The 26,120-nt window shown below is 63.8% G+C and carries 23 protein-coding genes; 11 read left to right on the forward strand and 12 right to left on the reverse strand.

Annotation, left to right across the window (positions count from 1 at the left end):
• Positions 1 to 13 precede the first annotated feature (13 nt).
• From JFU57_RS11015 to JFU57_RS11050, 8 genes are all read right to left on the reverse strand, one after another.
• Positions 14 to 1,255, reverse strand: a complete 1,242-nt coding sequence (locus tag JFU57_RS11015; protein WP_201129262.1) for a DUF3426 domain-containing protein — start codon at positions 1,253 to 1,255, stop codon at positions 14 to 16.
• Between the two features lie 30 nt (positions 1,256 to 1,285).
• Positions 1,286 to 2,164 (reverse strand): 50S ribosomal protein L11 methyltransferase, encoded by an 879-nt coding sequence (gene prmA / locus JFU57_RS11020; protein WP_078469632.1) that lies wholly within the window; start codon positions 2,162 to 2,164, stop codon positions 1,286 to 1,288.
• Between the two features lie 201 nt (positions 2,165 to 2,365).
• Positions 2,366 to 3,727: an acetyl-CoA carboxylase biotin carboxylase subunit gene (accC, locus tag JFU57_RS11025; RefSeq protein ID WP_020299152.1), complete on the reverse strand. Its 1,362-nt coding sequence runs from the start codon at positions 3,725 to 3,727 to the stop codon at positions 2,366 to 2,368.
• 17 nt (positions 3,728 to 3,744) lie between these two features.
• Positions 3,745 to 4,200, reverse strand: coding sequence for an acetyl-CoA carboxylase biotin carboxyl carrier protein (gene accB / locus JFU57_RS11030; RefSeq protein ID WP_201129264.1), 456 nt, complete (start codon positions 4,198 to 4,200; stop codon positions 3,745 to 3,747).
• Positions 4,201 to 4,224: 24 nt separating this feature from the next.
• Positions 4,225 to 4,680, reverse strand: coding sequence for a type II 3-dehydroquinate dehydratase (gene aroQ / locus JFU57_RS11035; RefSeq protein WP_020299154.1), 456 nt, complete (start codon positions 4,678 to 4,680; stop codon positions 4,225 to 4,227).
• A gap of 144 nt (positions 4,681 to 4,824) precedes the next feature.
• On the reverse strand, positions 4,825 to 6,564 hold the full coding sequence (locus tag JFU57_RS11040; RefSeq protein ID WP_201132097.1) for a protein-disulfide reductase DsbD: 1,740 nt from the start codon (positions 6,562 to 6,564) through the stop codon (positions 4,825 to 4,827).
• Between the two features lie 106 nt (positions 6,565 to 6,670).
• Entirely contained in the window at positions 6,671 to 8,632 is a 1,962-nt protein-coding gene (locus tag JFU57_RS11045; protein ID WP_078469634.1) for a methyl-accepting chemotaxis protein, read from the reverse strand.
• A 53-nt stretch (positions 8,633 to 8,685) separates the two neighbouring features.
• Positions 8,686 to 10,350, reverse strand: coding sequence for a response regulator (locus JFU57_RS11050; protein WP_078469635.1), 1,665 nt, complete (start codon positions 10,348 to 10,350; stop codon positions 8,686 to 8,688).
• A gap of 281 nt (positions 10,351 to 10,631) precedes the next feature.
• On the opposite strand from JFU57_RS11050, the gene JFU57_RS11055 reads away from it, so the two are divergent.
• The 5 genes from JFU57_RS11055 (at position 10,632) to JFU57_RS11075 (ending at position 15,978) form a co-directional block, all read left to right on the forward strand.
• The gene (locus tag JFU57_RS11055; protein WP_020299158.1) at positions 10,632 to 11,699 is read left to right on the forward strand and encodes a DUF2333 family protein; all 1,068 of its coding nucleotides are present in this window, start codon (positions 10,632 to 10,634) and stop codon (positions 11,697 to 11,699) included.
• A 3-nt stretch (positions 11,700 to 11,702) separates the two neighbouring features.
• The gene (locus JFU57_RS11060; protein WP_020299159.1) at positions 11,703 to 12,239 is read left to right on the forward strand and encodes an NUDIX hydrolase; all 537 of its coding nucleotides are present in this window, start codon (positions 11,703 to 11,705) and stop codon (positions 12,237 to 12,239) included.
• Positions 12,240 to 12,436: 197 nt separating this feature from the next.
• A complete protein-coding gene (locus JFU57_RS11065) occupies positions 12,437 to 12,808 on the forward strand; it encodes a translation initiation factor Sui1 (RefSeq protein ID WP_020299160.1) in 372 nt (123 codons plus the stop codon).
• Between the two features lie 223 nt (positions 12,809 to 13,031).
• Complete coding sequence (gene speA, locus JFU57_RS11070; RefSeq protein ID WP_020299161.1) at positions 13,032 to 14,945, forward strand: arginine decarboxylase; 1,914 nt, start codon at positions 13,032 to 13,034, stop codon at positions 14,943 to 14,945.
• Between the two features lie 157 nt (positions 14,946 to 15,102).
• Positions 15,103 to 15,978, forward strand: a complete 876-nt coding sequence (locus JFU57_RS11075) for an alpha/beta hydrolase (protein WP_201129266.1) — start codon at positions 15,103 to 15,105, stop codon at positions 15,976 to 15,978.
• On the opposite strand, the gene JFU57_RS11080 is transcribed toward JFU57_RS11075, so the two are convergent.
• Together JFU57_RS11080 and JFU57_RS11085 are read right to left on the reverse strand one after the other, a co-directional pair.
• Positions 15,972 to 17,318: an MATE family efflux transporter gene (locus JFU57_RS11080; RefSeq protein ID WP_201129268.1), complete on the reverse strand. Its 1,347-nt coding sequence runs from the start codon at positions 17,316 to 17,318 to the stop codon at positions 15,972 to 15,974. The two genes, JFU57_RS11075 and JFU57_RS11080, sit on opposite strands and share 7 nt — an antisense overlap.
• Positions 17,319 to 17,413: 95 nt before the next feature.
• The gene (locus tag JFU57_RS11085; RefSeq protein WP_020299164.1) at positions 17,414 to 17,707 is read right to left on the reverse strand and encodes a hypothetical protein; all 294 of its coding nucleotides are present in this window, start codon (positions 17,705 to 17,707) and stop codon (positions 17,414 to 17,416) included.
• Between the two features lie 204 nt (positions 17,708 to 17,911).
• On the opposite strand from JFU57_RS11085, the gene JFU57_RS11090 reads away from it, so the two are divergent.
• The 5 genes from JFU57_RS11090 to JFU57_RS11110 all read left to right on the forward strand — a co-directional run bounded on the left by JFU57_RS11090 (position 17,912) and on the right by JFU57_RS11110 (position 22,310).
• Positions 17,912 to 18,214, forward strand: a complete 303-nt coding sequence (locus tag JFU57_RS11090; RefSeq protein ID WP_078469638.1) for a MazG-like family protein — start codon at positions 17,912 to 17,914, stop codon at positions 18,212 to 18,214.
• Positions 18,214 to 18,963: a methyltransferase gene (locus JFU57_RS11095; protein WP_078469639.1), complete on the forward strand. Its 750-nt coding sequence runs from the start codon at positions 18,214 to 18,216 to the stop codon at positions 18,961 to 18,963. The genes JFU57_RS11090 and JFU57_RS11095 overlap by 1 nt, the downstream gene beginning before the upstream one ends.
• An 11-nt stretch (positions 18,964 to 18,974) precedes the next feature.
• A complete protein-coding gene (locus JFU57_RS11100) occupies positions 18,975 to 19,583 on the forward strand; it encodes a DUF4136 domain-containing protein (RefSeq protein ID WP_078469640.1) in 609 nt (202 codons plus the stop codon).
• A 41-nt stretch (positions 19,584 to 19,624) separates the two neighbouring features.
• Complete coding sequence (locus JFU57_RS11105; RefSeq protein ID WP_201129269.1) at positions 19,625 to 20,182, forward strand: DUF4136 domain-containing protein; 558 nt, start codon at positions 19,625 to 19,627, stop codon at positions 20,180 to 20,182.
• Between the two features lie 97 nt (positions 20,183 to 20,279).
• Positions 20,280 to 22,310 (forward strand): pilus assembly protein TadG-related protein, encoded by a 2,031-nt coding sequence (locus tag JFU57_RS11110; protein ID WP_078469642.1) that lies wholly within the window; start codon positions 20,280 to 20,282, stop codon positions 22,308 to 22,310.
• Here JFU57_RS11110 and JFU57_RS11115 read toward each other — a convergent pair.
• On the reverse strand, positions 22,295 to 25,051 hold the full coding sequence (locus JFU57_RS11115; protein ID WP_201129270.1) for an ATP-binding protein: 2,757 nt from the start codon (positions 25,049 to 25,051) through the stop codon (positions 22,295 to 22,297). The two genes, JFU57_RS11110 and JFU57_RS11115, sit on opposite strands and share 16 nt — an antisense overlap.
• Positions 25,048 to 25,485, reverse strand: coding sequence for a TadE/TadG family type IV pilus assembly protein (locus tag JFU57_RS11120; RefSeq protein ID WP_078469644.1), 438 nt, complete (start codon positions 25,483 to 25,485; stop codon positions 25,048 to 25,050). The genes JFU57_RS11115 and JFU57_RS11120 overlap by 4 nt, the downstream gene beginning before the upstream one ends.
• A gap of 76 nt (positions 25,486 to 25,561) precedes the next feature.
• Here JFU57_RS11120 and JFU57_RS11125 point away from each other — a divergent pair, with 76 nt between their 5' ends.
• Positions 25,562 to 26,032: a prepilin peptidase gene (locus JFU57_RS11125; RefSeq protein WP_020299172.1), complete on the forward strand. Its 471-nt coding sequence runs from the start codon at positions 25,562 to 25,564 to the stop codon at positions 26,030 to 26,032.
• Positions 26,033 to 26,120: the final 88 nt, after the last annotated feature.

Here is a 26,120-nt window from a genome sequence, read left to right on the forward strand (position 1 = left end):
GCCAGTGACCGGATCACTCGGGAGAGTGGAAGCTCAGACTGTAGTTCACGGCCTTGGGGCCCGGATCAAGAATGTCCAGGGCGATGTGGATTGGCGTCTGCGGTGGCATTTCCGACAGGCCTTCGAGCTCGCCGTTGAGGTACTCGCCGGGCTTGAAGCGTCGACTGGCGATCAGTTGCCCATTGAGGTCGGCGAAGCGCAGTTCCAGCAGGGGGAACGGCTGGGAGAACGGCGCGCGGTTATAGATGATGGCGTCCACCACCAGCGCGCCGCTGAAATCCGGATGGCTGCGGACCACCAGGTTGCTGCTCTTGATTCGGGCGATATCGACCTTGGACGGCACGGTGCAGCCCATTTCCGGGCACAGTTGCTGGAACCAGGGGCGGTACTGGTCCTGACGCGCCAGTTCGTCGAAGTGATAGGCAATGTACTGCCCGGCCAGGGCCGCGGTGGCCAGCAGGATCAACAGGCTCCACAGCAGGCGCCGGCCCCAGGGCGAGCGACGCTTTTGCCAGTCGAGGTGAATCGGGTCGTCGACCAGGTCCAGCAGCACGTCGTCCTGGACGCCGGGCTCGCTGCGGCCGCGCTTTTGCTTGCCGTTGACGGGCACCTCGACGTCGTCCTCGTCGCGCTCGGCGGCGATCGGCGCGGTTGGATGCGCAGCTGGTTCGAGGTCGTTGTCGTGCTCGATGTGGCGTGTGTTGGGTTCGTCTTCGAGGTCGGCCAAGTTGAATGACAGCGAAGGCTCGGTGCGTCCGGGTTTCTGCGGCTCGGCGGTCGGGGCCGGGTGCTCTTGCGCCTTGCTGCTGGTATCGAGCTCGTCGCGCTCGCCGGCGGTGGCGCTGAACAGGCTGTCGGGCCAGTGTTCGTCTTCGGCGTCCGGTTGATCGCGGCGGGCGCTCAGCGACTCTTCGCGGTGGCCGCGGTCCTGGCCGAAGGCCTTGGCGGGCTGGATTTCCCGTTGTTCGAGTTTGGCCAGTTCCTCATCGAGGTCCAGGTGATCCAGGTCGAGTTCGCTGGCCGACCATTGCTTCTGGCTGATGGCGCGCTGCGCGGGAGGGGCGACGGGCGCCGCCGGTGCCGGAGTGGCCGCGGCGTCCCGGTTGGCGCGTTGTTCCAGCAGTTGGCGCGCCGCGTTGAACACCTGCAGGCACGAGCCGCAGCGCACCACGCCACGGGCCACGCTCAACTGGGCGTGGCTGACGCGGAAGCTGGTCTGGCAATGCGGGCACTGGGTGACAAAACTGTCGGTCATGCGGCCATCCGGATTATGCAGGCGGCCATTCTAGCGCCGACGGCCGCTGATGCGCACCCAGCCATCGCGATTGGCGATGGGGTCCAGGTCGAAGTCCTGGGCATAGGCCGCGGCGACTTCTTCGCCCTGTTCCGCCAGGATCCCCGACAGTGCCAGGCGACCGCCGGGCTTGACCAGGCTCGACAGCTGCGGGGCCAGGGAGACCAGGGGGCCGGCGAGGATATTGGCCACCAGTACATCGGCCTGGACCTGGGGCAGATCCTGCGGCAAGTACAGCGGGAACAGCGCTTCGGCGATATTGTTGCGCCCGGCGTTATCGCGGGAGGCTTCCAGGGCCTGGACGTCGATGTCGGTGCCGACGGCTTCCTTGGCGCCCAGCAGCAGGGCGGCGATGGCCAGGATCCCCGAGCCGCAGCCGAAGTCGAGCACGTTGCAGTCCTTGAGGTCCTGGCCATCCAGCCATTCCAGGCACAGTGCGGTGGTCGGGTGGGTGCCGGTGCCGAACGCCAGGCCCGGGTCCAGCAACAGGTTGACCGCGTCCGGCTCCGGCGCGGCGTGCCAGCTCGGGACGATCCACAGGCGCTGGCCGAAACGCATGGGCTGGAAATTGTCCATCCAGCTGCGCTCCCAATCCTGGTCCTCGATCACTTCGCTGTGGTGCTCGGGCAGCGGGCTGCCGGTCAGCAGCTCGAGGTGGGCCAGTACGCTGGCCGGATCGGCGCCGTCTTCGAACAGGGCCAGCAGGTGGGTGTGGGACCACAGCGGGGTGGTGTTGAGTTCGGGTTCGAAGATCGGCTGATCCTCGGCGTCCATGAAGGTGACCGAGACGGCACCGACTTCAAGAAAAGCGTCTTCATAGGTTTCGGCTTGTTCTGGGCTGATGGCGAGACGGACTTGCAGCCAAGGCATGGCGGGCACCTTTGAAAATATGTGTTGTGCAGCCTAGCGGGCCGCGAGAAGCGCGCAAGTTTACGCGAGCCAGGACCGGGTTGCACAGGATATCCCGGTGGCGACGGAGCGTGCCCTTCGCCACGGCGGCGGAGGTCATGCCTGTGTTTCAGAAACAACAAAGCCGCTCGAAAGCGGCTTTGTCGGTGTGGCGTGTGCCGATCAGTGTTGCTCGGCCAGCTTGTGCTCCAGGTAGTGAATGTTCACTCCCCCTTTGCAGAAGCCTTCGTCACGGGTCAGGTCGCGGTGCAGCGGGATGTTGGTCTTGATCCCGTCGACGACGATTTCGTCCAGCGCATTGCGCATGCGCGCCATGGCTTCGTCACGGGTCGCCCCGTAAGTGATCAGCTTGCCGATCAACGAATCGTAGTTCGGTGGAACCGCATAACCGCTGTACAGGTGCGAATCGACACGTACGCCATTGCCGCCCGGAGCATGGAAATGCTTGACCGTGCCTGGGCTTGGCATAAAGGTTTTCGGGTCTTCGGCGTTGATCCGGCATTCCAGCGCGTGACCGCGGATGACCACGTCATCCTGGGTGAACGACAGCTTGTTGCCGGCGGCGATGCTCAGCATCTCCTTGACGATGTCGATGCCGGTGACCATTTCCGATACCGGGTGCTCTACCTGGACACGAGTGTTCATCTCGATGAAGTAGAAGCTGCCGTTCTCGTAGAGGAACTCGAACGTGCCGGCACCACGGTAGCCGATGTCGATGCACGCCTTGACGCAGCGGGCGAAGACTTCCTGGCGCGCTTTCTCGTCGATGCCCGGTGCCGGTGCTTCTTCGAGAACCTTCTGGTGACGACGTTGCAGCGAGCAATCGCGGTCGCCCAGGTGGATGGCGTGGCCCTGGCCATCGGAAAGCACCTGGACTTCCACGTGACGTGGGTTGGTCAGGAATTTTTCCAGATAGACCATCGGGTTGCCGAACGCTGCGCCCGCTTCGGAGCGAGTCAGCTTGGCCGAGGAGATCAGGTCTTCTTCTTTGTGCACCACACGCATGCCGCGACCACCGCCGCCGCCAGCGGCCTTGATGATCACCGGGTAGCCGACTTCACGGCCGATGCGCAACGCGGTTTCTTCGTCTTCGGGCAGTGGGCCGTCGGAGCCTGGAACGGTCGGTACGCCGGCAGCGATCATGGCGTGCTTGGCCGAAACCTTGTCGCCCATCAGGCGGATGGTTTCAGCTTTCGGGCCGATGAAGGCGAAGCCGGAGTTTTCCACCTGTTCGGCGAAGTCGGCGTTTTCCGCGAGGAAACCGTAGCCTGGGTGAATCGCCGTGGCGCCGGTGACTTCTGCTGCCGCGATGATGGCCGGGATGTGCAGGTAAGACTGTGCAGCTTGCGCCGGACCGATGCAGACGGATTCGTCTGCCAGGCCCAGGTGCATCAGCTCTTTGTCCGCCTTGGAGTAAACGGCGACGGTCTTGATTCCCATTTCCTTGCAAGCGCGCAGGATCCGCAGTGCAATTTCACCGCGGTTGGCAATCAGGACTTTTTCCAACTTCGCAGGGGTCGGCATCAAAGGCACTCCGCGGCTCAAACGATGGTGAACAGCGGTTGGTCGTACTCAACCGGCTGGCCGTCTTCGACGAGGATGGACTCGATCACACCGCTGGTTTCAGCTTCGATGTGGTTCATCATCTTCATGGCTTCAACGATGCACAGGGTGTCGCCTTTCTTCACGCTCTGGCCAACTTCAACGAAGGACGGCGAGGACGGGGAAGACTTGCGATAGAAAGTGCCAACCATTGGCGAACGGGCAACGGTGCCGTTCAGCACTGGGGCTGCGGGTGCGGCTGGCGCAGCAGCGGCCGGAGCAGCGGCTGGAGCGGCAACCGGAGCGGCCATTGGAGCCGGTGCGTAGTATTGCTGGGCTGGAGTCTTGCTGTGGCGGCTGATGCGTACGGACTCTTCGCCTTCCTTGATCTCCAGCTCGTCGATGCCGGACTCTTCCAGCAGTTCGATCAGTTTCTTAACTTTACGGATATCCATGAATCATCAACTCCCAAGGGTCGGTCAGGGGCGTTTAGCTTGTTGTTCAAGCTGCTCTAGTGCGGCCTCCAGGGCCAGTCGGTAACCGCTGGCGCCAAGGCCGCAGATCACTCCCACCGCAACGTCGGAGAAGTAGGAGTGATGGCGGAATGGTTCGCGTTTGTGCACGTTGGACAAATGCACTTCGATGAATGGGATGCTCACCGCCAGCAGCGCGTCACGTAATGCGACGCTTGTATGCGTAAAAGCTGCTGGATTGATCAAAATGAAGTCCACGCCTTCACCACGGGCAGCATGGATCCGGTCGATCAATTCATACTCGGCGTTGCTTTGCAGGTAGAGCAAATGGTGCCCGGCATCACGGGCCCGCTGTTCCAGGTCTTGATTGATCTGGGCCAGGGTCACTGCACCGTAGACGCCCGGTTCACGGGTGCCGAGCAGGTTCAGGTTGGGTCCGTGCAGAACCAGTAGGGTCGCCATCTGCTGTTCCTTGTTGTCGCGCCGTTATTAGAGTGAGCAGTGCCCAGAACTGCGCGACTATGCCGCAAAGCGTTTATGACTGTCCAGTTCTCTGCAATAGCCAGCACGATGACCGATGTTTGCGCAAAATATGTGACTGGGTGTTTAAATCCGGTCATTCGCTTTGGCGACACGTTCGGCGAAGTCCGCCGCGTTGATTTCACCAATCACCCTGACTTCTGCACGTTCGGCGCCATCTTTGCCAAAAAACAGCAAGGCCGGTGGCCCGAACAATTGGTAGCGATCGAGCAGGGCGCGTTGCTCGGCATTGCTGGCGGTCATGTCGAAGCGGATCAGGCGATAGCCCTTGAGCCGGTCGACCACCTGGCTGTCGTTCAGCACCTGGTGCTCGATGACTTTGCAGCTGATGCACCAGTCGGCGTACCAGTCGAGCAGCAGCGGCTGGCGCGCCGCCTTGGCCTCGGCCAGTGCCTGCTCCAACGCGGCCGGCGTATCGATGGTTTGCCAGGCGCCGTTCGACGCCTGGGTGGCCACCGCAGGCGTGCCGCCGGTAAGAGGGCGCAGCGGGTCGGTTTGACCGCTGAGCGCGCCATACCAGCAGGCCAGTGCATAAAACAGCAGGAACAGACCCAGCAATTGCGCCAGGCGCTGGCGGGGCGCCTTGTAGATAAACTCCAGCGCGCCGAGGAACAGCCCGACGCCCGCCGCCAGCGCGCCCACCAGCAGCAAGGTAATCTGCCCCGGCAATACCCGGCTCAGCAGGCCGATGGCAAGGCCCAGCAGGAGCACGCCAATCGCGTTTTTCACGTAAATCAGCCATGAGCCGCTTTTCGGCAGCCAGGCCGCGCCGCCCGTGGCCACCACTACCAGCGGCAGGCCCATGCCCAGGCCCAGGGCGAACAGTTTCAATGCCCCGCCCAGGGCATCGCCGCTGGCGCTTATATACAGCAGGGCGCCGGCCAGTGGCGCGGATACGCAGGGCGATACCAGCAGGCTGGAAACCACTCCCAGAACCGCTGCGCCCCACAGCGACCCGCCTTGGGTACGCCCGGCAATGTGTTCCAGGCGGTTGCTGATAAAGCGCGGCAGCTTGAGTTCGAACACGTCGAACATCGCCAGGGCGAACAGCGCGAAGAACAGCGCGAAAGGCCCCAGCACCCAGGCCGATTGCAGGCGCGCCTGCAAGTTCAGTTGTGCGCCGAACATCCCCATCAGAGCGCCGAGCAGGGCAAAGCAGGCGGCCATCGGCAGCACGTAGGCCACCGAGAGGGTGAAACCGCGCCAGCCACCCACCTGGCCACGCAACACCACCCCGGACAGAATCGGCAGCATCGGCAGGACACAGGGGGTAAAGGTCAGCCCGATGCCGGCGAGCAGGAACACCGCCAGTTCGCGCCAGCTCCAGTGTGTTGCAGGGCTGCCCGTCGGATCGATCTGCAGGCGTTCGGTTTCCGGTGGATAACACAGGCCCTTGTCGGCGCAGCCCTGGTAGGTGACGGCCAGGGTAAAGGCCCGTGGGTCGTTGGCCGTGCGTGGCAGCTCGACGTCGAGAATGCCGTGATAGACCTCGACATCGCCGAAGTACTCATCGTGTTTCTGCTCGCCTGCGGGCAACTGCGCCGCGCCGAGGCCGATATCGGCCGGCTCGCTGCGGAACTGAAAGCGGTGGCGGTAGAGGTAATAACCTTCGGTGGCGACGAAGCGCAGCTTGATCGACTCGGGCGTGCTCTGCACCAGGCTCAATTGGAAGGCTTGGCGTACCGGCAGGAAGTCGGCGCTGTTATTGACCGCGCCCAGGGTCGAGCTGGGACGTGAATCCAGCAGCCCGGCGGCGGTTGCCGGCAGGGCGAGCATTAGCAGCATCAGGCAGAGCAGGCGGCGCATGGCGATCTCGCGAATCGAAAGTGTGCGCATGATAACGGACGCCGGCCTTCATGGCCGCTGTGGCGTGCCAGGAGCCGCAGCCTGGTGGCAGCGGCTACGGGGTGGGTCACACGCGAAAGGCCTGCACGGCGGTGTGCAACTGACCGCCCAGGGTCAGCAGGGTGGCGCCTTGTTCGCGGCCTTCGCCGATGCGCAGCAGGTTGTCGCCGCCCAGTTGGTGGATGCGCTCGCTGTGATCGCGGATCTCGCTGACGGCGCCGCTTTGCTGGGCAGTGACGTCGGCGATGCGCACGGCGGTATCGGAGATGGTCTGGATCGCGCCGACGATCTTGTCCAGCGCGCCATCGGCGGCCTGGGCCTGATTGGCCGTGGCTTCGGCGTGTTCGACCTGGGCGCGCATGCCTTCCACCGATTGCCGGGCGGCGGTCTGCAGGCCGGCGATCAGGGTCTGGATCTCGGCGGTGGCGCCCGCGGTACGTTGCGCCAGGGAGCGCACTTCCTCGGCCACCACGGCAAAACCACGGCCCATTTCCCCGGCCCGAGCCGCTTCGATGGCCGCGTTAAGGGCCAGCAGGTTGGTCTGGTCGGCGATCGAGCGGATCACCGTCAGTACGCCGCCGATGGTCGCCGACTCTTCAGCCAGGTGCTCGATCATCTGTGCGTTGCCTTGCACTTCATCCACCAGTGCGTGGAGCCCGGTCAGGCTCAGGCCAATCACTTTCTGCCCGTGCTCCACGGCGAGCCCGGCGCTGCGGCTGGCGTCGGCGGCCTGGCTGGCATCGCCGGCTACCTGCTGAATGGTGGCTTCCAGTTCGCCCAGGGCATCGCGGATCTGCGCGGTATCACCCGCCTGGCGTTGCGCGCCGCTGTGCAAGCCGCTGCTCAACTCGGCCAGGGCTCGGCTGCTGCCGGCGACCTGCTCGGCGTTCTGGCGAATGGTACCCACCAGGTCCACCAGATAGGCCCGCAGGCGATTCAATGACTCCTCGATCGCATGCAACTCACGGTTGGTCTTGCCCAGGTGGATGCCCTGGCTGAAGTCGCCCTCGGCCCAGGTCGACAGCGCCGGGGCCAGGTTGGTCAGGACCCGCGCCAGCTTGCGTTGCAGGGTGTCGATCACCAATGCGATCAATAGGATCAGGCCGATCATCAGGCCTTGCATCAGCCGCACTTCGCCCTGGATCTGCCCGTGCTGGGCGCGCACCGCCGGCTCCAGCCCGGCGATGGCCTGTTGCACGGTGGCGATTTTCAGGTGGGTGGCGGCGCTGAGGTCGGCGCGTTTCTGGATCTGTTCGCGGGTGCGGTTCAACTCGGCCGGGTAGCGGGTGAGCAGGCTGTTGAGTTCCCGCTTGAGGCCGACGCCGGTGTCTTCGGCGACGGCTTTCACGCTGTTGTCCAGGCCCATCAGGGCGGCGAAGTCATCGGTGTTGGATTCACTGCTGCTGGTCACGCCCAGCAACGGCAGGGCCTCCAGGCGCTCGGCCTGGCTGCGGATGTTGTTCACCTCGCGCTCGACATCGGCGGCCAGCTCGCTGCGTCCGCTGCTCACCAGTTTGTCTCGGGCCAGGGACAGCTTGCCCAGGTGCTGCGCGGCGCTCAGCAGCAGCGGCAGGTAGGCACGGGCGTTGGCGCTGTCGGTGCTGCTGGCGTATTGGCTGAGCTGTTCAAGGTTGGCCCCCAGCTCTCGTTCGGCCTGCAGCAACAGGGCCTGCGGGTCGCCGGCCAGCTTGCCAGCGGCCAGCAGATCACTCTTGCTGAACTGGTCGAGGCTGGCCAGGCTCGGGCGCAGGCTTTGCGCCAGCTCCGGGGGCAATTGGCCAAGCTCGTTCTGCAGGGTTTCGATGGCCTGGCTGGCGCTGCTCAGGCGCAGGGCGTCGCCGCTGGCCAGGTAGTCCTCGATATTGCGCGCCACGTCGCTCTGGAACTGCTGGGACAGGCCCAGGTAATGCTCCATCAGCAGATAGGGGCGCTCCAGGGCCCGCTGCGACCACCACAGGGTCGCGCCCAGGGCCAGGCACACGGCAACGAGTAACAGGGTATTGAGATTGGTCAGCAGCTTCAGGCGCATCGGGGCTCTACCAACGACTTGAATGGTAAGCGCCTGAATTTATTGCGTTTGTGTTACAGGGTTATGACCGAATCGGCCGATTCGGTGGAAAAGATAGCACTTTGATGTCGCGCTGCCTGGACCCGGTTGCGGCCGCTGTTCTTGGCGCGGTAGAGCGCTTCATCGGCCTGGCTGGCCATCATCAGGCTGTCGGAATCTTCGCGCAGTTCCACCACCCCGGCGCTGAAGGTGCACCACAGGTCCTGGGGCTGTGCGGGGTAGTGGATTTCGGCGAAGCGCTGGCGGATTTCGTCCAGCACCTTGCAGGCCGATTCGACGTCGGTGTCGGGCATGACGATGGCGAATTCTTCACCGCCGTAACGGCCGATAAAGTCGGTCTTGCGCAGGCGTTGCTTGAGAAACAGCGCCAGGCTCTTGATCACCCGGTCGCCCATGGGGTGGCCGTGGCTGTCATTGACCCGCTTGAAGTGGTCGATATCGAGCATGGCAAAGCTCAGCGGCTTGCTTTCGCGGCGGGCGCGGAAGCTGCAGTCTTCGAGCAGTTGCAGGATATGGGTGTGGTTGTACAGCCCGGTCAGGCTGTCGCGGACCATCCGTGCTTTGAGGTTGCGTGCCCGTGCCGCGCGGTTGCGCACGGTAGTGATCAGGTGGCGCGGCTTGATCGGCTTGGTCAGGAAGTCGTCGCCGCCTTCGCTCATGGCGTCGAGTTGCTTGTCCAGGTCGTCTTCGGCCGACAGGTAGATGATCGGCACGCTGACATAACGGTCGTTATGGCGGATCACCTTGGCCAGCTCGGTGCCGGTACAGGCCGGCATGTACATGTCGAGGATGATCAGGTCCGGCTGGAAATCCGCCAGCTCGGCCATGGCCTGGATCGGTTCGATCAGGGTGCGGGTGACAATTCCGGCGCTGTTGAGCAGGCGCTCGGTGTGCATGGCCTGGGCCCGCGAGTCGTCGATGATCAGCACCTTATAGGGCTCGTACTGGGCGACGCAGGTCAGGACTTCGATTTTCTCCAGCAGGCTCGAGGCTTCCAGGGTTCCGGTGAGGAACTCCTGGCCACCGGCACGCACCGCCGCGAGGCGGGTCGGGGTGTCGGTTTCGTGGAGGCTGAAAAACAGCAGCGGCAGTTTGTGTTCCAGGCCTTCCTGGGCTTCGGCCGCCAGTTTCAGGCCTTGGCCGGCGCCGCTGAAGTCGACGTCGATGACGATCGCCGCCGGCAGGCGCTCGACCATGGAGGCGCGAAACGCATCGACGCTGTCCAGGGACTGGGCACTGAGACCGAAGAACTCCAACTGCTTGGCCAGGCGTTCGGCGCGATCGTGGTCTTGCAGCATCACGTAGATCGGCTTGCGCAGGGGCGGCAGGAAGGTTTGTTCCAGTTGGTCGCCGTGGCGCAGGCCGGTGCGCGACAGGCGTTGCATCAAGCGGTTGAGGTCAGTGATCAGGCCACTGCTCAGGCGTCCGCGATTGGCATCCACGGCGCTCAGCGAATCGCTGATGCTGCGGGCCAATTGGCTGTGTTCGGGTTGTTCGAAACGTTCGGCGAAACGCAGCAGGCGCAGGTTGGCCTCACTGAGTTCGGACATGTCGGCGGTGGACCATTCGCTGCGTTGCAGGCGTTGCCATATCTCAAGAATCTGACGTGCCTGATGAATTACCCGCTGGGCAAAGTGGTGCTTGAGGCGCTCACGGCTGGGGTCTTCTGGCTCGGTCATATCCTGACTACTAGTTAGGCTGCATGCTGAGGTCGACTGGTGGCTCTATGCTAGCACCTCTTTTCAATCCTATGAGTGTCGTACGTCAATAATCTGCAATGCGACCTGATTCATTTCGCGACCGACTGGTCGCATAGGCTGTGGGCTGTGCTTCATTTATAGTGGCGCGTCGATCTGCGGCGGTGCTCCGGGTCACGGGCGATTAATCCGCTCGGTGCCCGGCACGATGGAGTAGGGTTGTGGTCGAACCGATGAACTCAAGTGATTGAAAGGATATAGCCATGCTGGACTGGAAGAATCGCGCAGGCAGCGCGCCGGATCGTGCTGCCGAACCCAAGTCGGCGACACGCAGCTATTTCGGTGGCCTGCTGTTCAGCCGCGCCCTGGCCACCCTGGTGGGGCTCTACCTGCTGGTGACCATTGCCCTGGGCTGGTATTGGAGCCAGGAGCCGGCACTGTTTCCGGTGCAGCAGAATGCCCAGATCGCCGCCGAGAAAGAAGGCAAGCAGATGGTCATCGGCTACACCACGGTGGAAACCCTGAAGACCGTGGCCGGGACCCTGCTGGACAAACCGGGTGGCTATATTTCCAACGACCGTTTTCCGCCGGGCCTGTGGATGGACAACATGCCGAGCTGGGAGTACGGCGTGCTGGTCCAGGTCCGCGACCTGACTCGCGCCCTGCGCAAGGATTTCGCCCGCTCGCAGTCGCAGTCCGCTGAAGATGCCGACCTGGCCAAGGCCGAGCCGCGCTTCAACTTCGACAACAAGAGCTGGGTGCTGCCGTCCAGCGAATCGGAATATCAGGATGGCATCAATTCCCTGAGCCGCTACCAGGCTCGGTTGTCCGATCCAAACCAGAAGGGCGCGCTGTTCTATGCCCGCGCCGACAACCTCAACAACTGGCTGGGCGACGTCGGCACCCGCCTGGGTTCGCTGTCCCAGCGTCTGTCGGCCAGCGTTGGCCGGGTCAAGCTCAATACGTCGCTGAAAACCGAAGCGCCGGCCGTGGGCCAGGTGCCGCAGGTCGATGAAGAAGTGGTCGAGACCCCGTGGATGCAGATCGACAACGTGTTCTACGAAGCCCGTGGCCAGGCCTGGGCGCTGTCGCACCTGCTGCGCGCCATTGAAGTCGATTTCGCCGACGTGCTGGCGAAGAAGAACGCCACCGTCAGCGTGCGTCAGATCATTCGTGAACTGGAGGCTTCGCAGGAGCCCGTATGGAGCCCGATGATCCTCAACGGCAGCGGTTTCGGGGTATTGGCCAACCACTCGCTGGTCATGGCCAACTATATTTCCCGCGCCAACGCCGCAGTCATCGACCTGCGTCAACTGCTGAACCAGGGCTGATTCATGTCCGCCTCCCACGACGAGGCCGCGCACCGTGCGGCCTCGGATGCAGAACATATCGCCTGGGTCGACGGTGAAGACCAATTGCTCGGGGCCATGGTCCGCTCGCAGTTGCGCGAGCGCGGGCTGATCGGCCGTGGCACCTATATCCTGCTGTTCAACTCTGCCGGTGAGCTGTGCGTGCACCGCCGTACCCTGAGCAAGGCCATCTACCCGGGTTACTGGGACGTGGCGGCAGGGGGCATGGTGCTCGCCACCGAAACCTACGCCGAGTCGGCGGCCCGTGAACTGGAAGAAGAGCTGGGGGTGGGCGGCGTCGAGCTGACCGCCCATGACCACTTTTACTTCGAGGACACCGGCAACCGCCTCTGGTGCTCGGCGTTCTCCGCGGTGTGGGACGGTCCCCTGCGCCTGCAGCCCGAAGAGGTGCTGGAAGCGCGGTTTCTGCCGATCGATGTGGTGCTGCAGGAAATCCAGGAAAAGCCCTATTGCCCGGACTCTCTGGCGGCCCTGCAACGCTATCTGGCCCGACGTCGTTAAAGTTGCATAAATTGACGCTGATTGGCTCTTAGCAACGGGGCTTTTTGCCGTTACACTGCGCGACTTTTCAAGCTGAACCGGCGGTGCTTTTATCGGCGCCCCGGTTCAGTAGCGCTGCCCCTGCCTGAGTGGGGCTTCGCGGTCGATGGCACGGCCTTGTGCTTCGACCAGTCTTTGTCCTCCCAAGAGGATTGCCGGTGGCCAAAAAAGCCGCATCCTTCGCCGCCCTTGGTGGCCTGGTATTTTCCACCGACGCAGGTCGACATTGCCCGGACTGTAGCCAGCCGGTGGCAGCCTGCATCTGCAAACAAACCGCTATCCCGGCCGGCGACGGCATTGCTCGCGTGCGTCGCGAAAGCAAGGGGCGTGGCGGCAAGACGGTGACCACCATCACCGGCGTGCCCCTGGCCGAAGACGCGCTCAAGGATCTGGCAACGAGCTTGAAGAAGCGTTGCGGCACCGGTGGCGCGTTGAAAGACGGCGTGATCGAGATCCAGGGTGATCATGTCGAGCTACTCTTGGCCGAGCTGATCAAACACGGTTTCAAAGCGAAGAAGTCCGGCGGCTAGCAGCCTCTGTGAAAACCACCCCCTCGACTTGATGCAGCCGGTTCATAGCGGCTCGTGCGTCGTCTCCATGGTTTTCACAGAGCCTGTTCATGACCGGTTTCTAAACTCGGCACGGCAACTGAGGTCTACCCCCTCGTTGCAGGCTAATCGTCATTTTCATTCTTTAGACTGCGCCAGCCTTCGATAGGGGTGGCGCTCTATGACTTCTTTATAGGGGACTTCGATGTCCGTACGACGCACACGCAAAGACGATGGCAGCCAATGGACAGTTGCGGACAGCCGCAGTGTTTATGGGATTCGCCATTGGGGGGCCGGGTATTTCGCGATCAATGACGCCGGTCGCGTCGAAGTTCGTCCGAACGGTCCGAACAGCTCGCCCATCGACCTCTACGAGCAAGTCGACGAGCTGCGCAAAAGCGGCCTGTCCTTGCCGCTGCTGGTGCGCTTCCCGGATATCCTGCAGGACCGCGTGCGCCAACTGACCGGTGCCTTCGACTCGAACATCGAGCGCCTGGAATACCAGAGCAAATACACCGCGTTGTACCCGATCAAGGTCAACCAGCAGGAAGCGGTGATCGAAAACATCATCGCCACCCAGGACGTCTCGATCGGCCTGGAAGCCGGTTCCAAGCCCGAGCTGCTGGCGGTCCTGGCCCTGGCACCGAAGGGCGGCACCATCGTCTGCAACGGTTACAAGGACCGTGAGTTCATCCGCCTCGCGCTGATGGGCCAGAAGCTGGGCCACAACGTATTTATCGTGATCGAGAAAGAATCCGAAGTCGGCCTGGTGATCGAAGAAGCCGCCAACCTCAAGGTCAAGCCACAGGTTGGCCTGCGAGTGCGCCTGTCGTCCCTGGCATCGAGCAAATGGGCCGACACCGGTGGCGAGAAGTCCAAGTTCGGTTTGTCGGCGGCGCAGCTGCTGTCGGTGGTCGAGCGCTTCCGCGCGGCCGGCCTGGACCAGGGCATCCGTTTGCTGCACTTCCACATGGGTTCGCAGATCGCCAACCTGGCGGACTACCAGCACGGCTTCAAGGAAGCAATCCGCTACTACGGCGAGTTGCGCAACCTCGGCCTGCCGGTGGATCACATCGACGTCGGCGGCGGCCTGGGCGTGGACTACGACGGCACTCACTCGCGCAACGCCAGCTCGATCAACTACGACATGGACGACTACGCTGGCGTGGTGGTGGGCATGCTCAAGGAATTCTGCGATGCGCAGAACCTGCCGCACCCGAACATCTTCTCCGAAAGCGGCCGCTCGCTGACCGCGCACCACGCCATGCTGGTGGTGCAGGTGACCGACGTCGAGAAACACAACGACGACGTACCGCTGATCGAAAACAAGGAAAGCCTGCCGGAAACCGTGCAATGGCTGGTGGACTTGCTGGGCCCGACCGATATCGAGATGGTCACCGAGACCTACTGGCGCGCGACCCACTACATGAGTGACGTTGCGGCCCAGTACGCCGACGGCAAGCTGACCCTGGCGGAAAAAGCCCTGGCCGAGCAGTGCTATTTCGCCGTGTGCCGCCGCCTGCACAACTCGCTGAAAGCCCGCCAGCGTTCCCACCGTCAGGTGCTGGACGAGCTCAACGACAAGCTGGCCGACAAGTACATCTGCAACTTCTCGGTGTTCCAGAGCCTGCCCGACACCTGGGCCATCGGCCAGGTGCTGCCGATCCTGCCGCTGCACCGCCTCGACGAAGAGCCGCTGCGCCGTGCGGTGCTGCAAGACCTGACCTGCGACTCCGACGGCAAGATCAAGCAGTACGTCGACGAGCAGAGCATCGAGACCAGCCTGCCGGTGCACGCCCTGAAAGAAGGCGAGGATTACCTGCTGGGGATTTTCCTGGTGGGCGCCTATCAGGAAATTCTTGGCGACATGCACAACCTGTTCGGCGACACGGACTCGGTGAATATCTATCAGAAGGCCGACGGCTCGGTGTACAGCGCGGGTATCGAAACCCACGACACCATCGAAGATATGCTGCGCTACGTGCACTTGTCGCCCGAAGAGCTGATGACCCACTACCGGGACAAATGCGCCAGCGCCAAGATCAGCGCCTCGGAGCGCACCCAGTTCCTCGACGCCCTGCGTCTGGGCCTGACCCGCTCGTCGTACCTGTCGAGCTGATAAAGCCCTTACACGGCTGAACGATCGCGGTCTTTGCCGGTTCCTACCTTGTAGGTGCCGGCGCAGACCGCGATTTTTTTTGCCTGTGCATCCCTGCACGCCAGCTAGCCTGCTGCATAGGGCCTGGCGCCCGAACCACCGAACCTGGGGTAGCGCGATGTCGAATAAACGGATACGGGTGTGGGTGCTGGCGGTCAGTGGGGTGCTGATGGCGATACTCAGTGGGTGCTCGCCGCTCAAGGTGCTCAATGCCCTGACCCCCAGCAGTTCGTTCAGCAAAGTCAGTGGGATTGCCTATGGCAGCGATCCGCGGCAGAAGCTCGACATCTATCAGCCCAAATCAGCAGTGCCGAATGCCCCGGTGGTGGTGTTTTTCTACGGTGGCAGCTGGAACAGCGGCTCGCGCGAAGACTACGGTTTTGTCGGCGAGGCCCTGGCCTCACGGGGCATGGTGGTGGTGCTGGCCGACTATCGCCTGTACCCGCAAGTGCGTTACCCGGCATTTTTGCAGGACGGGGCGCAAGCGGTGGCCTGGACCTACCGGCATATTGCCGACTACGGCGCCGACCCGGCGCGCCTGTATCTGATGGGCCACAGCTCCGGTGCCTACAACGCGGCGATGCTGGCCCTGGACCCGAGCCTGTTGGCGGCGCAGGGCCTGAGCCCGGCGCTGATCAAGGGCTGGATCGGCCTCGCGGGCCCCTATGACTTTTTGCCGATCGCCAACCAGGACGTGCGCCCGGTGTTCTTCTACCCGGATTCACCGCCCGACTCGCAGCCCATCAACCATGTCAGCCGTGGGGCGCCGCCAGCGCTGTTGATGGCGTCCAGCAAGGACTCCCTGGTCAACCCGCAACGTAACACCGGCGGCCTGGCCAATACGTTGCGCCGGGCCGGGGTGCCGGTGCAGGAGTTCTACTTCTCCAGAACCAATCACGGCACCCTGGTGGCGGCGCTGTCGCGGCCCTTGCGCGGCCTGGCGCCGGTGCTCGACCGAGTGACCGAATTCGTCGGCGCCACGCCCGCTCAGTGAGCCTTGGCGAACCAGCCGTCGGTTTTCTCCAAGTGCCAGGCAAAGGCCGCCAGGGTCAGGCTGCGCAGGGCCATGAACAGCAAAAAGGTCAGCCACAGGCCGTGGTTGCCGAAACCGCTCAGGGCCCAGGCGAAGGGCAGCAGCATCAACACGCTGAGCAGCATGCCGTTGCGCATCTCACGGGCGCGGGTGGCACCGATGAACAGGCCGTCGAGCAGGTAGCTCCAGACCGCGATCAGCGGCAGGGCAGCGAGGTAGGGCAGGTAGATAAAGGCGGTCTGGCGCACCTCGGGGATGTTGGTCTGCATCTCGACAAACAGATGGCCGGCCAGCAGGAACAGCGCGGCAAACCCCAGGCTGGCCAGCAGCGACCAGCCGCAGGCGACCACCAGTGAGCGGCGCAGGGCGCGTCTATCATGGGCGCCGATGGCGTGGCCGCACAGGGCTTCCACCGCATGGGCCAGGCCATCCAGGGCATGGGCGGTGAGCAGCAACCCGTTAAGCAGCAGGGCATTGGCCGCCACCGTGGCATCCCCCAGGCGTGCACCCTGGACCGTGATCAGGAAAAACACCGATTGCAGAGCCAGGCTGCGAATGAAGATATCGCGATTGACCGCCAGCAGCGGGCGCCAGCTCTGCCAGCGGCGCAGCGCCTGCCAGGCGATCTGTCCCGGGTAGGCGCGCAGGGCCGGGCGGGTCATGGCCAGGCCGATCAGTGCCCCGGTCCACTCGGCGATCACCGAAGCCCGCGCCGAGCCGACCACACCCCAATCCAGGCCCAGCACGAACCACAGGTTGAGGGCGATGTTCACCAGGTTGGTGCTCAGCAGAATCGCCAGCGGCGCCCGGGCATTCTGGGTCCCGAGGAACCAGCCCACCAGGGCGAAACTGGCCAGGGCCGCTGGCAACCCGAGTAGCCGGGTGTGGAAAAAGGCGCGGGTCATCTGGTCGAGTTCCGCCGAGGGCTGCATCAGCTGCAGGGCCATGCCGCTCAGGGGAACACCGATCATCCCCAAAAGCAGCGCCAGACCCATGGCCAGCAACAGGCCTTGCAGCAGAATCTGCCGCAGCGCGGCGCCGTCGCCACGCCCGGCGGCCTGGGCGGCAAAGCCGGTGGCCCCCATGCGCAAAAAGCCCATGGCCCAGGCGAGGAAGGTATAGAGGCTGGCGCCGACGGCCACCGCGCCCAACTGGTGGGCGTGGGGCAGGTGGCCGATCACGGTGCTGTCGACCAGGGCCACCAGGGGCACGGAGATATTCGAGAGAATCATCGGCGCAGCCAGCGCCCAGACCCGCCGGTGGGTCGGGCGGTGGCGCCAGTCGTTAATCAGGGGGGGCATGCAGGCTCCTTGCGAGAGCGGGCATTGTAGCCGCAGCGCACCTTGTCGCGGCGGCCGGAGGGCATTTTACCGGTAGGCGCGGCTCAGGCCGTGGCTCAGTGGACGACCCAGCTCAACAGCCACAGGCCGAGCATCAGCCAGATGATGCCCATGATGATCGAGGCCCGCATAAAGGCCCGCACGGCCGAGTACAACAGCATCAGGCCGATGATCAGCGCGGCGATGCTGATGATCGAGGTGTCCATGCCCAGGGTCCGCGACAGCCCGTCGACGAAGTTGCCGCCGGCGTGGGTCAGGGCGTTGAACAATCCGCTGAGGCCATCGACGATAAAACGGATGACCGAGCCCAGGGCCTGGCCGAGCCATTCGAAAAAGCTTTCTACCTGCATGGGGGTGTCCTGATCAGTGAGCGGCGTACTTGCCGGGTCTGTGCCTTGGGCCGTTGGATCGTCTGCCGAGTTCCCTTCAAGCATAGAACCGCTGGCGCGTGAGAGCTGCCGGGCATTCTGTAGCAGGCGTCGGCCCGGCGATAGTGCGCGGTGCTTGCGTCCCATGGCCATCCCCCCGAAGCTATACGCCTTCAGGAGACCCCGATGAACCTAGACGAACTGACCCAACGCCTGCACGCCATTCGCGACCGTAATGACTGGCGGCAATTTCACAGCCCGAAGAACCTGGCCATGGCCGCCAGCGTGGAGATGGCCGAGCTGGTGGAAATCTTCCAATGGCTGAGCGAAGACCAGTCCCGCCAACTGCCTGCCGACAAGCTGGCCCATGCCGGCCAGGAAGTCGGCGACATCGTGCTGTATCTATTGCTGCTGTGCAGCGAGCTGGGGTTGGACATGGAACAGGTGGTTCGCAGCAAGCTGGCGGACAGCGAACGGCGGTTCAGCTGATGAGCGACCGTCATTTCGATCAGTTGGCGACCCGTTTCGCCGAAAAAATCTACGGCGGTGCCAAGGGCGCGATTCGCCTTGCGGTGCTGCAGGCGGATCTCGCCGAGGTGCTGCCGGATCGCCCATTGCGGGTGCTGGATATCGGCGCCGGGCTGGGGCATATGTCGCTGTGGCTGGCCGAGCGTGGGCATCAGGTAACCCTGGCCGAACCCGCAGCACCGATGCTTGAAGGGGCGCGCCAACGTTTCGCCGATGCCGGGCAGGTGGCGACCTTTATCCAGGCGCCGTGGCAGGAGCTGCTGGGCCAGCTCACCGAACCCTACGACCTGGTGCTGTGCCATGCCGTGCTCGAATGGCTGGCCGAGCCCCACGCGATCCTACCGGTGCTGCATCAACTGACGGCCCGCGATGGCTGGTTGTCGCTGGCCTTCTATAACCGCGATGCCTTGATTTACCGCAACCTGCTCAAGGGCCACTTTCGCAAGATGCGCAGCAACGACATGGCCGGCGAGAAGCAGAGCCTGACCCCGCAGCGGCCCCTTGATCCGCGCGAACTGGCGGCGCAACTTGAGGGCCTGTGGACGGTCGAAACCCAGAGCGGGGTCCGGGTGTTCCACGATTACATGCCGGTGGAGTTCCAGGCCCGTGCCGAGCTGGTGGATTTACTGGAAATGGAACTGGCTCACCGTCGTCACCCAGGCTTTGCCGGGCTTGGGCGTTATCTGCACTGGATGTGTCGTCCGGTTTAACGGAGCGCAAAATGAACCGCCGTCTTGCTCTGATCCTGTTGTGCACCGGGCTTGCCGCCTGCCAGGGCAGCAATCCTTACGTCGCCAGCTCCACGCCGATACCGCCGGCGCCGCCGCAAGCGGCCACCACCTTCGACCGCAGCGCCTACCCGGCGCCGCAACGTGACTACGGACGCTACCGCAATTGGGCCTGGCTCAACGGGCGCCTGCCCAGCGGTTCGGCCTGGGCCGACTCGGCGCAGGTGGCCGAAGCGGTCAGCAATGCCCTGGATCAGCGCGGCTTGCGCCCCGTGCATGACAACCGGCCGGCCGACCTGTGGGTGAGTGCCGACCTGCATCTGGAGAAGCGCCTGCGCCAGGAGCGAGACGACTACGGTTACGGCGGCTATGGCGGTTATAACCGGTACGGCAACGGTTACGGGATGTACGGCAGCGTGCCGGTGGTGCGCACCTACGAGGTGGAAGTGGTCGTGGTGCGGGTCAACTTGTTCGACGGCGGCAGCGGGCAGCCGGTGTGGAGCGCCAGCGCCGAGACCAGTAGCCGCGGCAGCTTGAGCGAACGTGCCGATGCGTTGCGCAAGGCTGTGGAAAAGGCCATGCAGGCGTATCCTCCCAGCTAGTGGCAACTGTTCAGGTCCCTGTCTTGAGCCGGAGAAAAATCATGTTCCGTCGTCTCGCTTTACTGGTCGCTGCCGGGCTGCTCAGTGCTTGTGCCGCCAACCAGATCAACCATGACTTCGACGCCAGTCGCGACTTTGGCGCCTACCGCAACTGGAGCTGGAAAGAGCCCGGCCTGCAGTACCGGCCCGATGACCCGCGAATCAAGAGTGACCTCACCGAGCAGCGCATCCGCCAGTCGGTGGCCGATCAACTGGACCAGCGTGGCCTGCGTCCGGCCGCAGCGGGCACCCGGCCTGACCTGAATGTGCAGGCCTACCTGATCGTCGAAGACCGCCAGCAGCAAGTCACCACCAATTATGGCGGCGGTTGGGGTGGGCCCTGGAATGGCTACTGGGGCGGGCCGATGTACAACGAGACGCGCAATATCACCTACAAGGTGGCGACCATCCAGATCGACCTGCTCGATGGCAAGGACGGCAAGCTGGTATGGCGCGGCAGCGACGAGCAGATGCTCAGCAGCACGCCGAACCCGGCTGACCGCAGCACCGCAGTGCGTGCCACCGTGGCCCGCATCCTGAGCAACTACCCACCCCGCTAAGCCTTCCCACCCGCCCGCAGGCACCGCCAGTCGCCTGCGTCGGCCCCTTGCCTGCGCGCTGTCGCGGGCTTGACTACACTGCTGAACATCCAGGGAGATGGCACCCGGCATCGCGCCGGTAAAGGAGTGCTCCGTGTATCGGTGTGTGCAGTTTTCCGGGCCGGGCCACCAACGTGGCGCCATCGGCCTGATAGCGGCGGTGACCTTGGGTCTGGCGCTGCTGTTCATGTTGCTGGTGATCGACAGCGGTCGGCTGTACATGGAGCAGCGCAAGCTGCAACGGGTCGCCGACAACGCCGCGCTGGAAGCCGTGAGCCGCGGCGGCACCTGCCTGTCCGGGCTGACGGCTGCCGCCTACGCCGGGCAAAGCGCGGTACGCAACGGCTTTGTCGTCGACGCCGATACCACCCTGGTGACCACCTGTGGCTCGCTGGTGACCGGTGCCAACAACCTGCGTACCTACACGGTGGATGCCACTCAGTCTTCGGCGGTCCGGGTGATTGCCAGCGACGCGGTTTCCACCAGTGTCGCCGCCGGCATCGGCGCGCTGTTTTCCGGCGGTCCGGCCAGCTTCAATACCCGGCTCACCGCCACCGCTGTGGCGGCTGTACCCACCCCGTCCGTGGCGCAGTTGACCATCCGCAGCACGCTGGCGACGATCGACAGCACCAAGTCGAGTCTGCTCAATCCAATTGTCGGCGGGCTGTTGGGCGGCAGTGTGAGTGTCACGGCTGCGGGCTGGACCGGCTTGCTCAACACCAACATCAACCTGCTCAGTTACCTCAACCAACTGGCGATCAACCTCAATGTGGCCGCCGGCAACTACACCCAGTTGCTCAACACCACGGTGACCGTTACCCAGTTGATCCAGGCGGCAGCCACTGTGGTTCAGGCCAATGGCGCGACGGCCGATGTGATGACCGCCCTGGGCAACCTGCAACTGGCGGCGGCCAATGCCACACCGGTCAAGCTCGGTGATCTGCTCAATCTGCAGACCGGCCTGCCCACGACTGCGCTAAATGCCAACTTGCAGTTGTTTCAACTGGTGCAGGCGATGGTGCAGTTGTCCAACAGCAAAAGCGCGGTGGCGGCGACCCTGCCGATCAGCGTGCTTGGGCTGGCGAATGTCACGGTGCGGGTCAAGGTCATCGAGCCGCCGCAATTGTCGGCCATAGGCGATCCCAAGCTGGCCAAGGCCAACCCCTTGGGAGCCAACCAGATTTACGTGCGCACCGCCCAGGTACGAACCTTGGTCTCGGTGAACGTGACCGGGCTGGCCGGAGTCACCGGGATTGCCAATGCCCTGCTGGGATTGGTGGGCAACCTGACCCCGACCATCAACAGTCTGTTGAGCCTGAACCTGGCGGCGACCATCAACTCGGTGGGTTGCCTGTTGGGGGCCGGTTGCCAGCAGATCGACCCGGAGCTGCTGCCATCGCCGGAAGTCGACATCGCCCTGGATGCCGGCGGTGGCGTGGCCTATGTCACTGACTACAGCTGCCCGACGGGCACGGTCGGAACAAAGAGTCTGACCGCACATACCATTACCTCGCTGGCTGATCTGAAGGTCGGCAAGATTGACCCGACCAATGCCTTCTCCTCATCGGCCGAGCCCACGGTGACGCCGGTGGCAGTGATCGACCTGGGGATCTGGACCTGTCACAAAATCCTCGGCATCGGTACCTGTGGTCCGGCGCGCACGGCATTTGCCGCGGGAGGGCTGGGCCTTATGGTGCAGAGCAGCGTGGCGCAGACCACTCAGGACTTGGTGTACTCCAGCGGTACGCCGTTCCCGACACCGCCCAACGTCAATCTGGCGCCGACTTACCAGACTGCGGCGCCAAGTACCAATATCGTCGGCAGCCTGGCGGCCACCCTGGCGGGGATCAACCTGGTGACCTACCAACCGGTGGGCGCCAACCCCCTGGGCTCGGTCGTCGCCGGTGTGGGCGGTCTGGTCAACGGTGTCACCAGCCTGCTGATGCCGTTGATCACCTCGGTGCTGAGCCCGTTGCTCGACCCCGTGCTGAACAACCTGTTGTCGAGCCTGGGGATCAACCTGATGGATGTCGAGGTCGGCGCCAACCTGACCTGTGGCCAGACGGGCAAGGCTTACCTGGTGATCTGATCGGCCTGGATTATTGGCAGTTCGATGCAGAAGCGCGCGCCTTCAGTACCGTTCTCGACGCTGAGGTAGCCGCCCATGTTTTCCACGATGCCATAGCTCACCGATAGCCCGAGCCCCGTGCCCACGCCCACCGGCTTGGTGGTGAAAAACGGTTCGAAGATCCGCTCCAGCAGGCGTGGGTCGATACCGCCGCCATTGTCCTCGACCCACAGCCGTACCTTGTGCGTATCACGCTCGGCGTGCAGGGCGATCCAGGGCTGGAAGTCCGGCTGTTTCTCGCGCTTGCCCAGCAACGCATCCCGGGCGTTGACCATCAGGTTGATCAGTACCTGCTCCAGCTGATCGGCATAGCCCTGGACCTGCACCTCGAAACCGAAGTCGCTGATGCGCAGTTCCACACCTTTGCCGCGCATCGCTTCGGCCAGCAACGACAGCGTGCCGTCCACCGCCTGTGCCGGGTTGAAGGGCTGCTGTTCGATCTCCGAGCGCCGGCCGAACACCCGCATATGGTCCACCACCCGCGCGGCCCGTTGGACCTGGGCGTCGATGCGCTTTAGCTTGTCCTGCAGGTAGTCGACCTGCACATCACCGTTACCCAGGCGCTTGAGGACATTGACGATGGCCATGCTCATCACGTTCAGCGGCTGGTTGATCTCGTGGGCGAGGCCGGTGGCCATTTCACCGAGGGTGGCCATCTTCGCGCTCTGCATCAGTTGCAGTTGGGAGCGGCGTACTTCGGTGTTGTCGCGGCCCACGGCCTGGACCTCCAGCAGCCGGCCCTGGGCATCGAACACGCCGCGGTCCGACCAGACCCACCAGGCATGTTCGCGACCCGGCAGTTGCAGGCTGATTTCCGCGGTACTCACCGGTACGTCGGGGCTGAGCCGGCCGATACGCTGCACAAAGGCCTCCCGTTGCTCGTCCGACAGCCACTGTCCGAGGTTGCTGCCGGGCAGTTCGGCGGGCGCGTACTCCAGGTACGCCGCCAGGGGCCGGTTGCCGAAGGTCAGGGTCAGGTCGGGCTGGTAGCGGCAGATCATCGCTGGCGAATCTTCCACCAGGATTCGGTAGCGCTCCTCGCTCTGCCTGACCAACTCGGCGCTCTGGGTCGCCTCGGTGACGTCCAGCCACAGCCCGACCGCTTCGGTCGGCAGGCCCAGGTCGTCGCGCAGCAATTTGGCTTCGTCCAGCAGCCAGTGGTAGTGGCCCTGGCTGTCGCGCAGGCGATAGCGGCTGCGCACCGCGCCTTCACGCAGCAGTTGTCGGGTGCGCTGGAAATACAGCTCGCGATCATCCGGGTGCAGGCGCTCCGGCAGCGAGTCGTTCTGGCAGTCAGCCAGAGTCCAGCCCAGCAGGGGCTGCAGGCTGTCGCTGAAAAAACTGGGTTGCAGGGCGCCTTCGACATAGCGCTGTACATAAATCACCGCTGGCGAACTGGCGATCAGGTTGTTCAAGCGGGCGCAGGCAGCCGCGGCCTGCTGCTCCTGGTTCTTGATATCGCTGATGTCGAGCATGAACCCCACCAGTCGCTGGTTTTCACCCACCCCCAGGGCCTGGCCCTGGACCCGGTACCAGATCGCCGGCAGGCTCGGATCCGGGCGAAGCAGGCGCACGCACAACAGCAGCGGCTTGCCCTGTTCGAGGTCGCGCAAGCGGCTGCCCAGTTCCTGGCGATCGGCCGGGTGCACCTGTTGCAGCCAGTCTTCCAAAGGCAGGCGCGTGGTGTCGGTGTCCAGTTGCAGGCTGGCCGTCAGTTGCGGCGCCAACTGCACTTCGGCGCTATGTGGGTACAGCTCCCACCAGCCGGTGCCGAGCAGATCCTGCAAGGCTTCGAGCCGCTCCAGGTGCTGATGGTGGCGTTGTTCCCGCAGGCGCCCGAGCAAGGGGCCGGCCAGGGCTGCAGCCAGCATCAGCCAGTCGCGATCACTCAACTGCGGTGCCAGATGCTGCACCGGATACGGCGCGCACAGCAGCCAGGCGGCCAGGCCGTGGTCGTCACGGTAGGGCACCAGGAAACCCTCGTGATGGCCGAAGGCGCTGATCAGCCGTGGGTGCTCGCTGAGGCCATGGATCGGGTTCAGGTGCAGCGGGGCATTGCCGCTCAAACTGTCCAGGCTGGTGCCCAGTACCTGGCCGACGTGCCAGAGCTCGGGGGCATCATGGGCGGCGTAATAGCCGTGGATCTGCCAACGCTGGTCCTGCTCGTCGAGCAGGGCCAGGGCGATACAGGGAACGCGCCAGCGCTGGGCCAGGCTCTGCAGTTGCTCGTTCAGCACCTCGGGCAGGCGCGCCATGCTGCACAGGCGCAACTGTTCGCCGATGTGCGCCGCCAACTGCTGACAGTGTTCGCGGATTCGCGCCTGCTCGCGCTCTTCAAGCAAGTCGCCGATATCCAGCAATTGCAGGATCCAGCCCTCGGCCAAGGGTTGGACCCAGCCACGCAAATGCAGGGCCTGGCCCCCCAGGCGCTCGAAGTCCAGGTCCAGGGTCTGCCCGGTCCAGTCGGCCGGGCGGCCTTCGACACTGGTGCGGCTGTGGGGCAATAGAAATTCGCTCAGTAGCGGCGGCTGCTCGCTGGGCGCCTGTTGCCCCAGGGCATGGCGCAACGGGCCGGCCATATGCAGCACCCGGCCCTGGGCATCGAGTTGCAACTGCAAGCCGATAGCCTGAGGGACAACGAGAGGGGCAGGGGCCGCCTGGCGACCCAGGATGCGGTCGAACAGGGTGTCTCCTGAACTCAAAATTGCAGGCTCGACGAGGCGGTCAGGGTGGTTGGCAGGCTGGGAACGGTGCCTATCCCGGGCAGTACCAGAAACGGCACCACCTGGTTCAGTTTGCTGGTGGGGTAGTTCACGCTCACGGTCAGCACGCCGCCGCTGTACACCGAGCTGTAATCGGTGGCGGCGAAGTTGAAGGCCGATGGAATCCACGCCAGTTGGGTGGCGATCACCGAGTTGGCGAGGTTCTGCACGGTGGTGCCGTAGTTGGCGGTATTGGGGTCGACCGCCACCGCGCGCCGCACGGCTTCGGCAGTGGCCTCATTGAATGACTGCATCATCAGCAGCGGCAGGCTATAGCTGACCAGACCATAAAATACGGCAAAAAAGATCACGAACACCGCGGCGAATTCAATCGCCACGGCGCCTTTTTGCTTGCGGGGGAGGCTCGATTTCATGACTGCGTCTACCCTGACAATGGCTGCCTGATATTGAGCATAGGACCATTCCGCCAAAAGGGACGTTTTTTACCGGATGCCGTATTTCGTACTGTTTATCTGGCTGGCACTCTGCGCGGCGCAGGACATCCATCAGCGCCATATCGCCAACAGCCTGACCCTGGGGGCGGCGGCGTTGGCCCTGGTTTACCTGTTATGGACCGGCAGCACCTGGCTGGGGGCCAATGCGGCGCAGGGCGGCTGGGCGTTGCTGCTGGCCCTGGCGTTCACCTTGCCCGGTTACGCCATGTCGCGCATGGGCGCGGGGGATGTGAAGCTGCTGGCGGCGTTGGGGCTGGCGACCGATCATCTGTATCTTTTAGGCACCTTTATCGGTGCCGGGGTCAGCAGCCTGCTCTGGGTGTTGCTCGCGCCAAAAGTCTGGCCCCATATAAGTCAGAAACTTAGGTTGCGCCTGCAATATCTTGATCCAAAACAGTCAAAAAAATACGCCTTCGCGCCTTTCGTCCTGGTGGGAATGGTCTTGACTGTCCTCTGGATCCACTAGTCGCCGTGCCCTCTAGCGCTATGTACATAGTCGGAAAGTACGTCTAGGTTTAATTTGTGTATCGGCCCTTATTGCGGGCGGAACAGGA

The organism is Pseudomonas sp. TH07, from assembly GCF_016651285.1.
Lineage (GTDB): Bacteria > Pseudomonadota > Gammaproteobacteria > Pseudomonadales > Pseudomonadaceae > Aquipseudomonas.

Excerpts from the sequence above, each read along its gene's own strand:
- JFU57_RS11090 (WP_078469638.1), top strand. The coding sequence starts at position 17,912 with ATGAACCTAGACGAACTGACCCAACGCCTGCACGCCATTCGCGACCGT.
- JFU57_RS11110 (WP_078469642.1), top strand. The coding sequence starts at position 20,280 with ATGGCACCCGGCATCGCGCCGGTAAAGGAGTGCTCCGTGTATCGGTGT.
- JFU57_RS11075 (WP_201129266.1), top strand. The coding sequence starts at position 15,103 with ATGTCGAATAAACGGATACGGGTGTGGGTGCTGGCGGTCAGTGGGGTG.
- JFU57_RS11050 (WP_078469635.1), bottom strand. The coding sequence starts at position 10,350 with ATGACCGAGCCAGAAGACCCCAGCCGTGAGCGCCTCAAGCACCACTTT.
- prmA (WP_078469632.1), bottom strand. The coding sequence starts at position 2,164 with ATGCCTTGGCTGCAAGTCCGTCTCGCCATCAGCCCAGAACAAGCCGAA.
- JFU57_RS11060 (WP_020299159.1), top strand. The coding sequence starts at position 11,703 with ATGTCCGCCTCCCACGACGAGGCCGCGCACCGTGCGGCCTCGGATGCA.
- JFU57_RS11080 (WP_201129268.1), bottom strand. The coding sequence starts at position 17,318 with ATGCCCCCCCTGATTAACGACTGGCGCCACCGCCCGACCCACCGGCGG.
- JFU57_RS11120 (WP_078469644.1), bottom strand. The coding sequence starts at position 25,485 with ATGAAATCGAGCCTCCCCCGCAAGCAAAAAGGCGCCGTGGCGATTGAA.
- JFU57_RS11105 (WP_201129269.1), top strand. The coding sequence starts at position 19,625 with ATGTTCCGTCGTCTCGCTTTACTGGTCGCTGCCGGGCTGCTCAGTGCT.
- JFU57_RS11015 (WP_201129262.1), bottom strand. The coding sequence starts at position 1,255 with ATGACCGACAGTTTTGTCACCCAGTGCCCGCATTGCCAGACCAGCTTC.
- accC (WP_020299152.1), bottom strand. The coding sequence starts at position 3,727 with ATGCCGACCCCTGCGAAGTTGGAAAAAGTCCTGATTGCCAACCGCGGT.
- aroQ (WP_020299154.1), bottom strand. The coding sequence starts at position 4,680 with ATGGCGACCCTACTGGTTCTGCACGGACCCAACCTGAACCTGCTCGGC.
- JFU57_RS11040 (WP_201132097.1), bottom strand. The coding sequence starts at position 6,564 with ATGCGCCGCCTGCTCTGCCTGATGCTGCTAATGCTCGCCCTGCCGGCA.
- JFU57_RS11085 (WP_020299164.1), bottom strand. The coding sequence starts at position 17,707 with ATGCAGGTAGAAAGCTTTTTCGAATGGCTCGGCCAGGCCCTGGGCTCG.
- JFU57_RS11045 (WP_078469634.1), bottom strand. The coding sequence starts at position 8,632 with ATGCGCCTGAAGCTGCTGACCAATCTCAATACCCTGTTACTCGTTGCC.
- JFU57_RS11055 (WP_020299158.1), top strand. The coding sequence starts at position 10,632 with ATGCTGGACTGGAAGAATCGCGCAGGCAGCGCGCCGGATCGTGCTGCC.
- speA (WP_020299161.1), top strand. The coding sequence starts at position 13,032 with ATGTCCGTACGACGCACACGCAAAGACGATGGCAGCCAATGGACAGTT.
- JFU57_RS11095 (WP_078469639.1), top strand. The coding sequence starts at position 18,214 with ATGAGCGACCGTCATTTCGATCAGTTGGCGACCCGTTTCGCCGAAAAA.
- accB (WP_201129264.1), bottom strand. The coding sequence starts at position 4,200 with ATGGATATCCGTAAAGTTAAGAAACTGATCGAACTGCTGGAAGAGTCC.
- JFU57_RS11100 (WP_078469640.1), top strand. The coding sequence starts at position 18,975 with ATGAACCGCCGTCTTGCTCTGATCCTGTTGTGCACCGGGCTTGCCGCC.
- JFU57_RS11125 (WP_020299172.1), top strand. The coding sequence starts at position 25,562 with ATGCCGTATTTCGTACTGTTTATCTGGCTGGCACTCTGCGCGGCGCAG.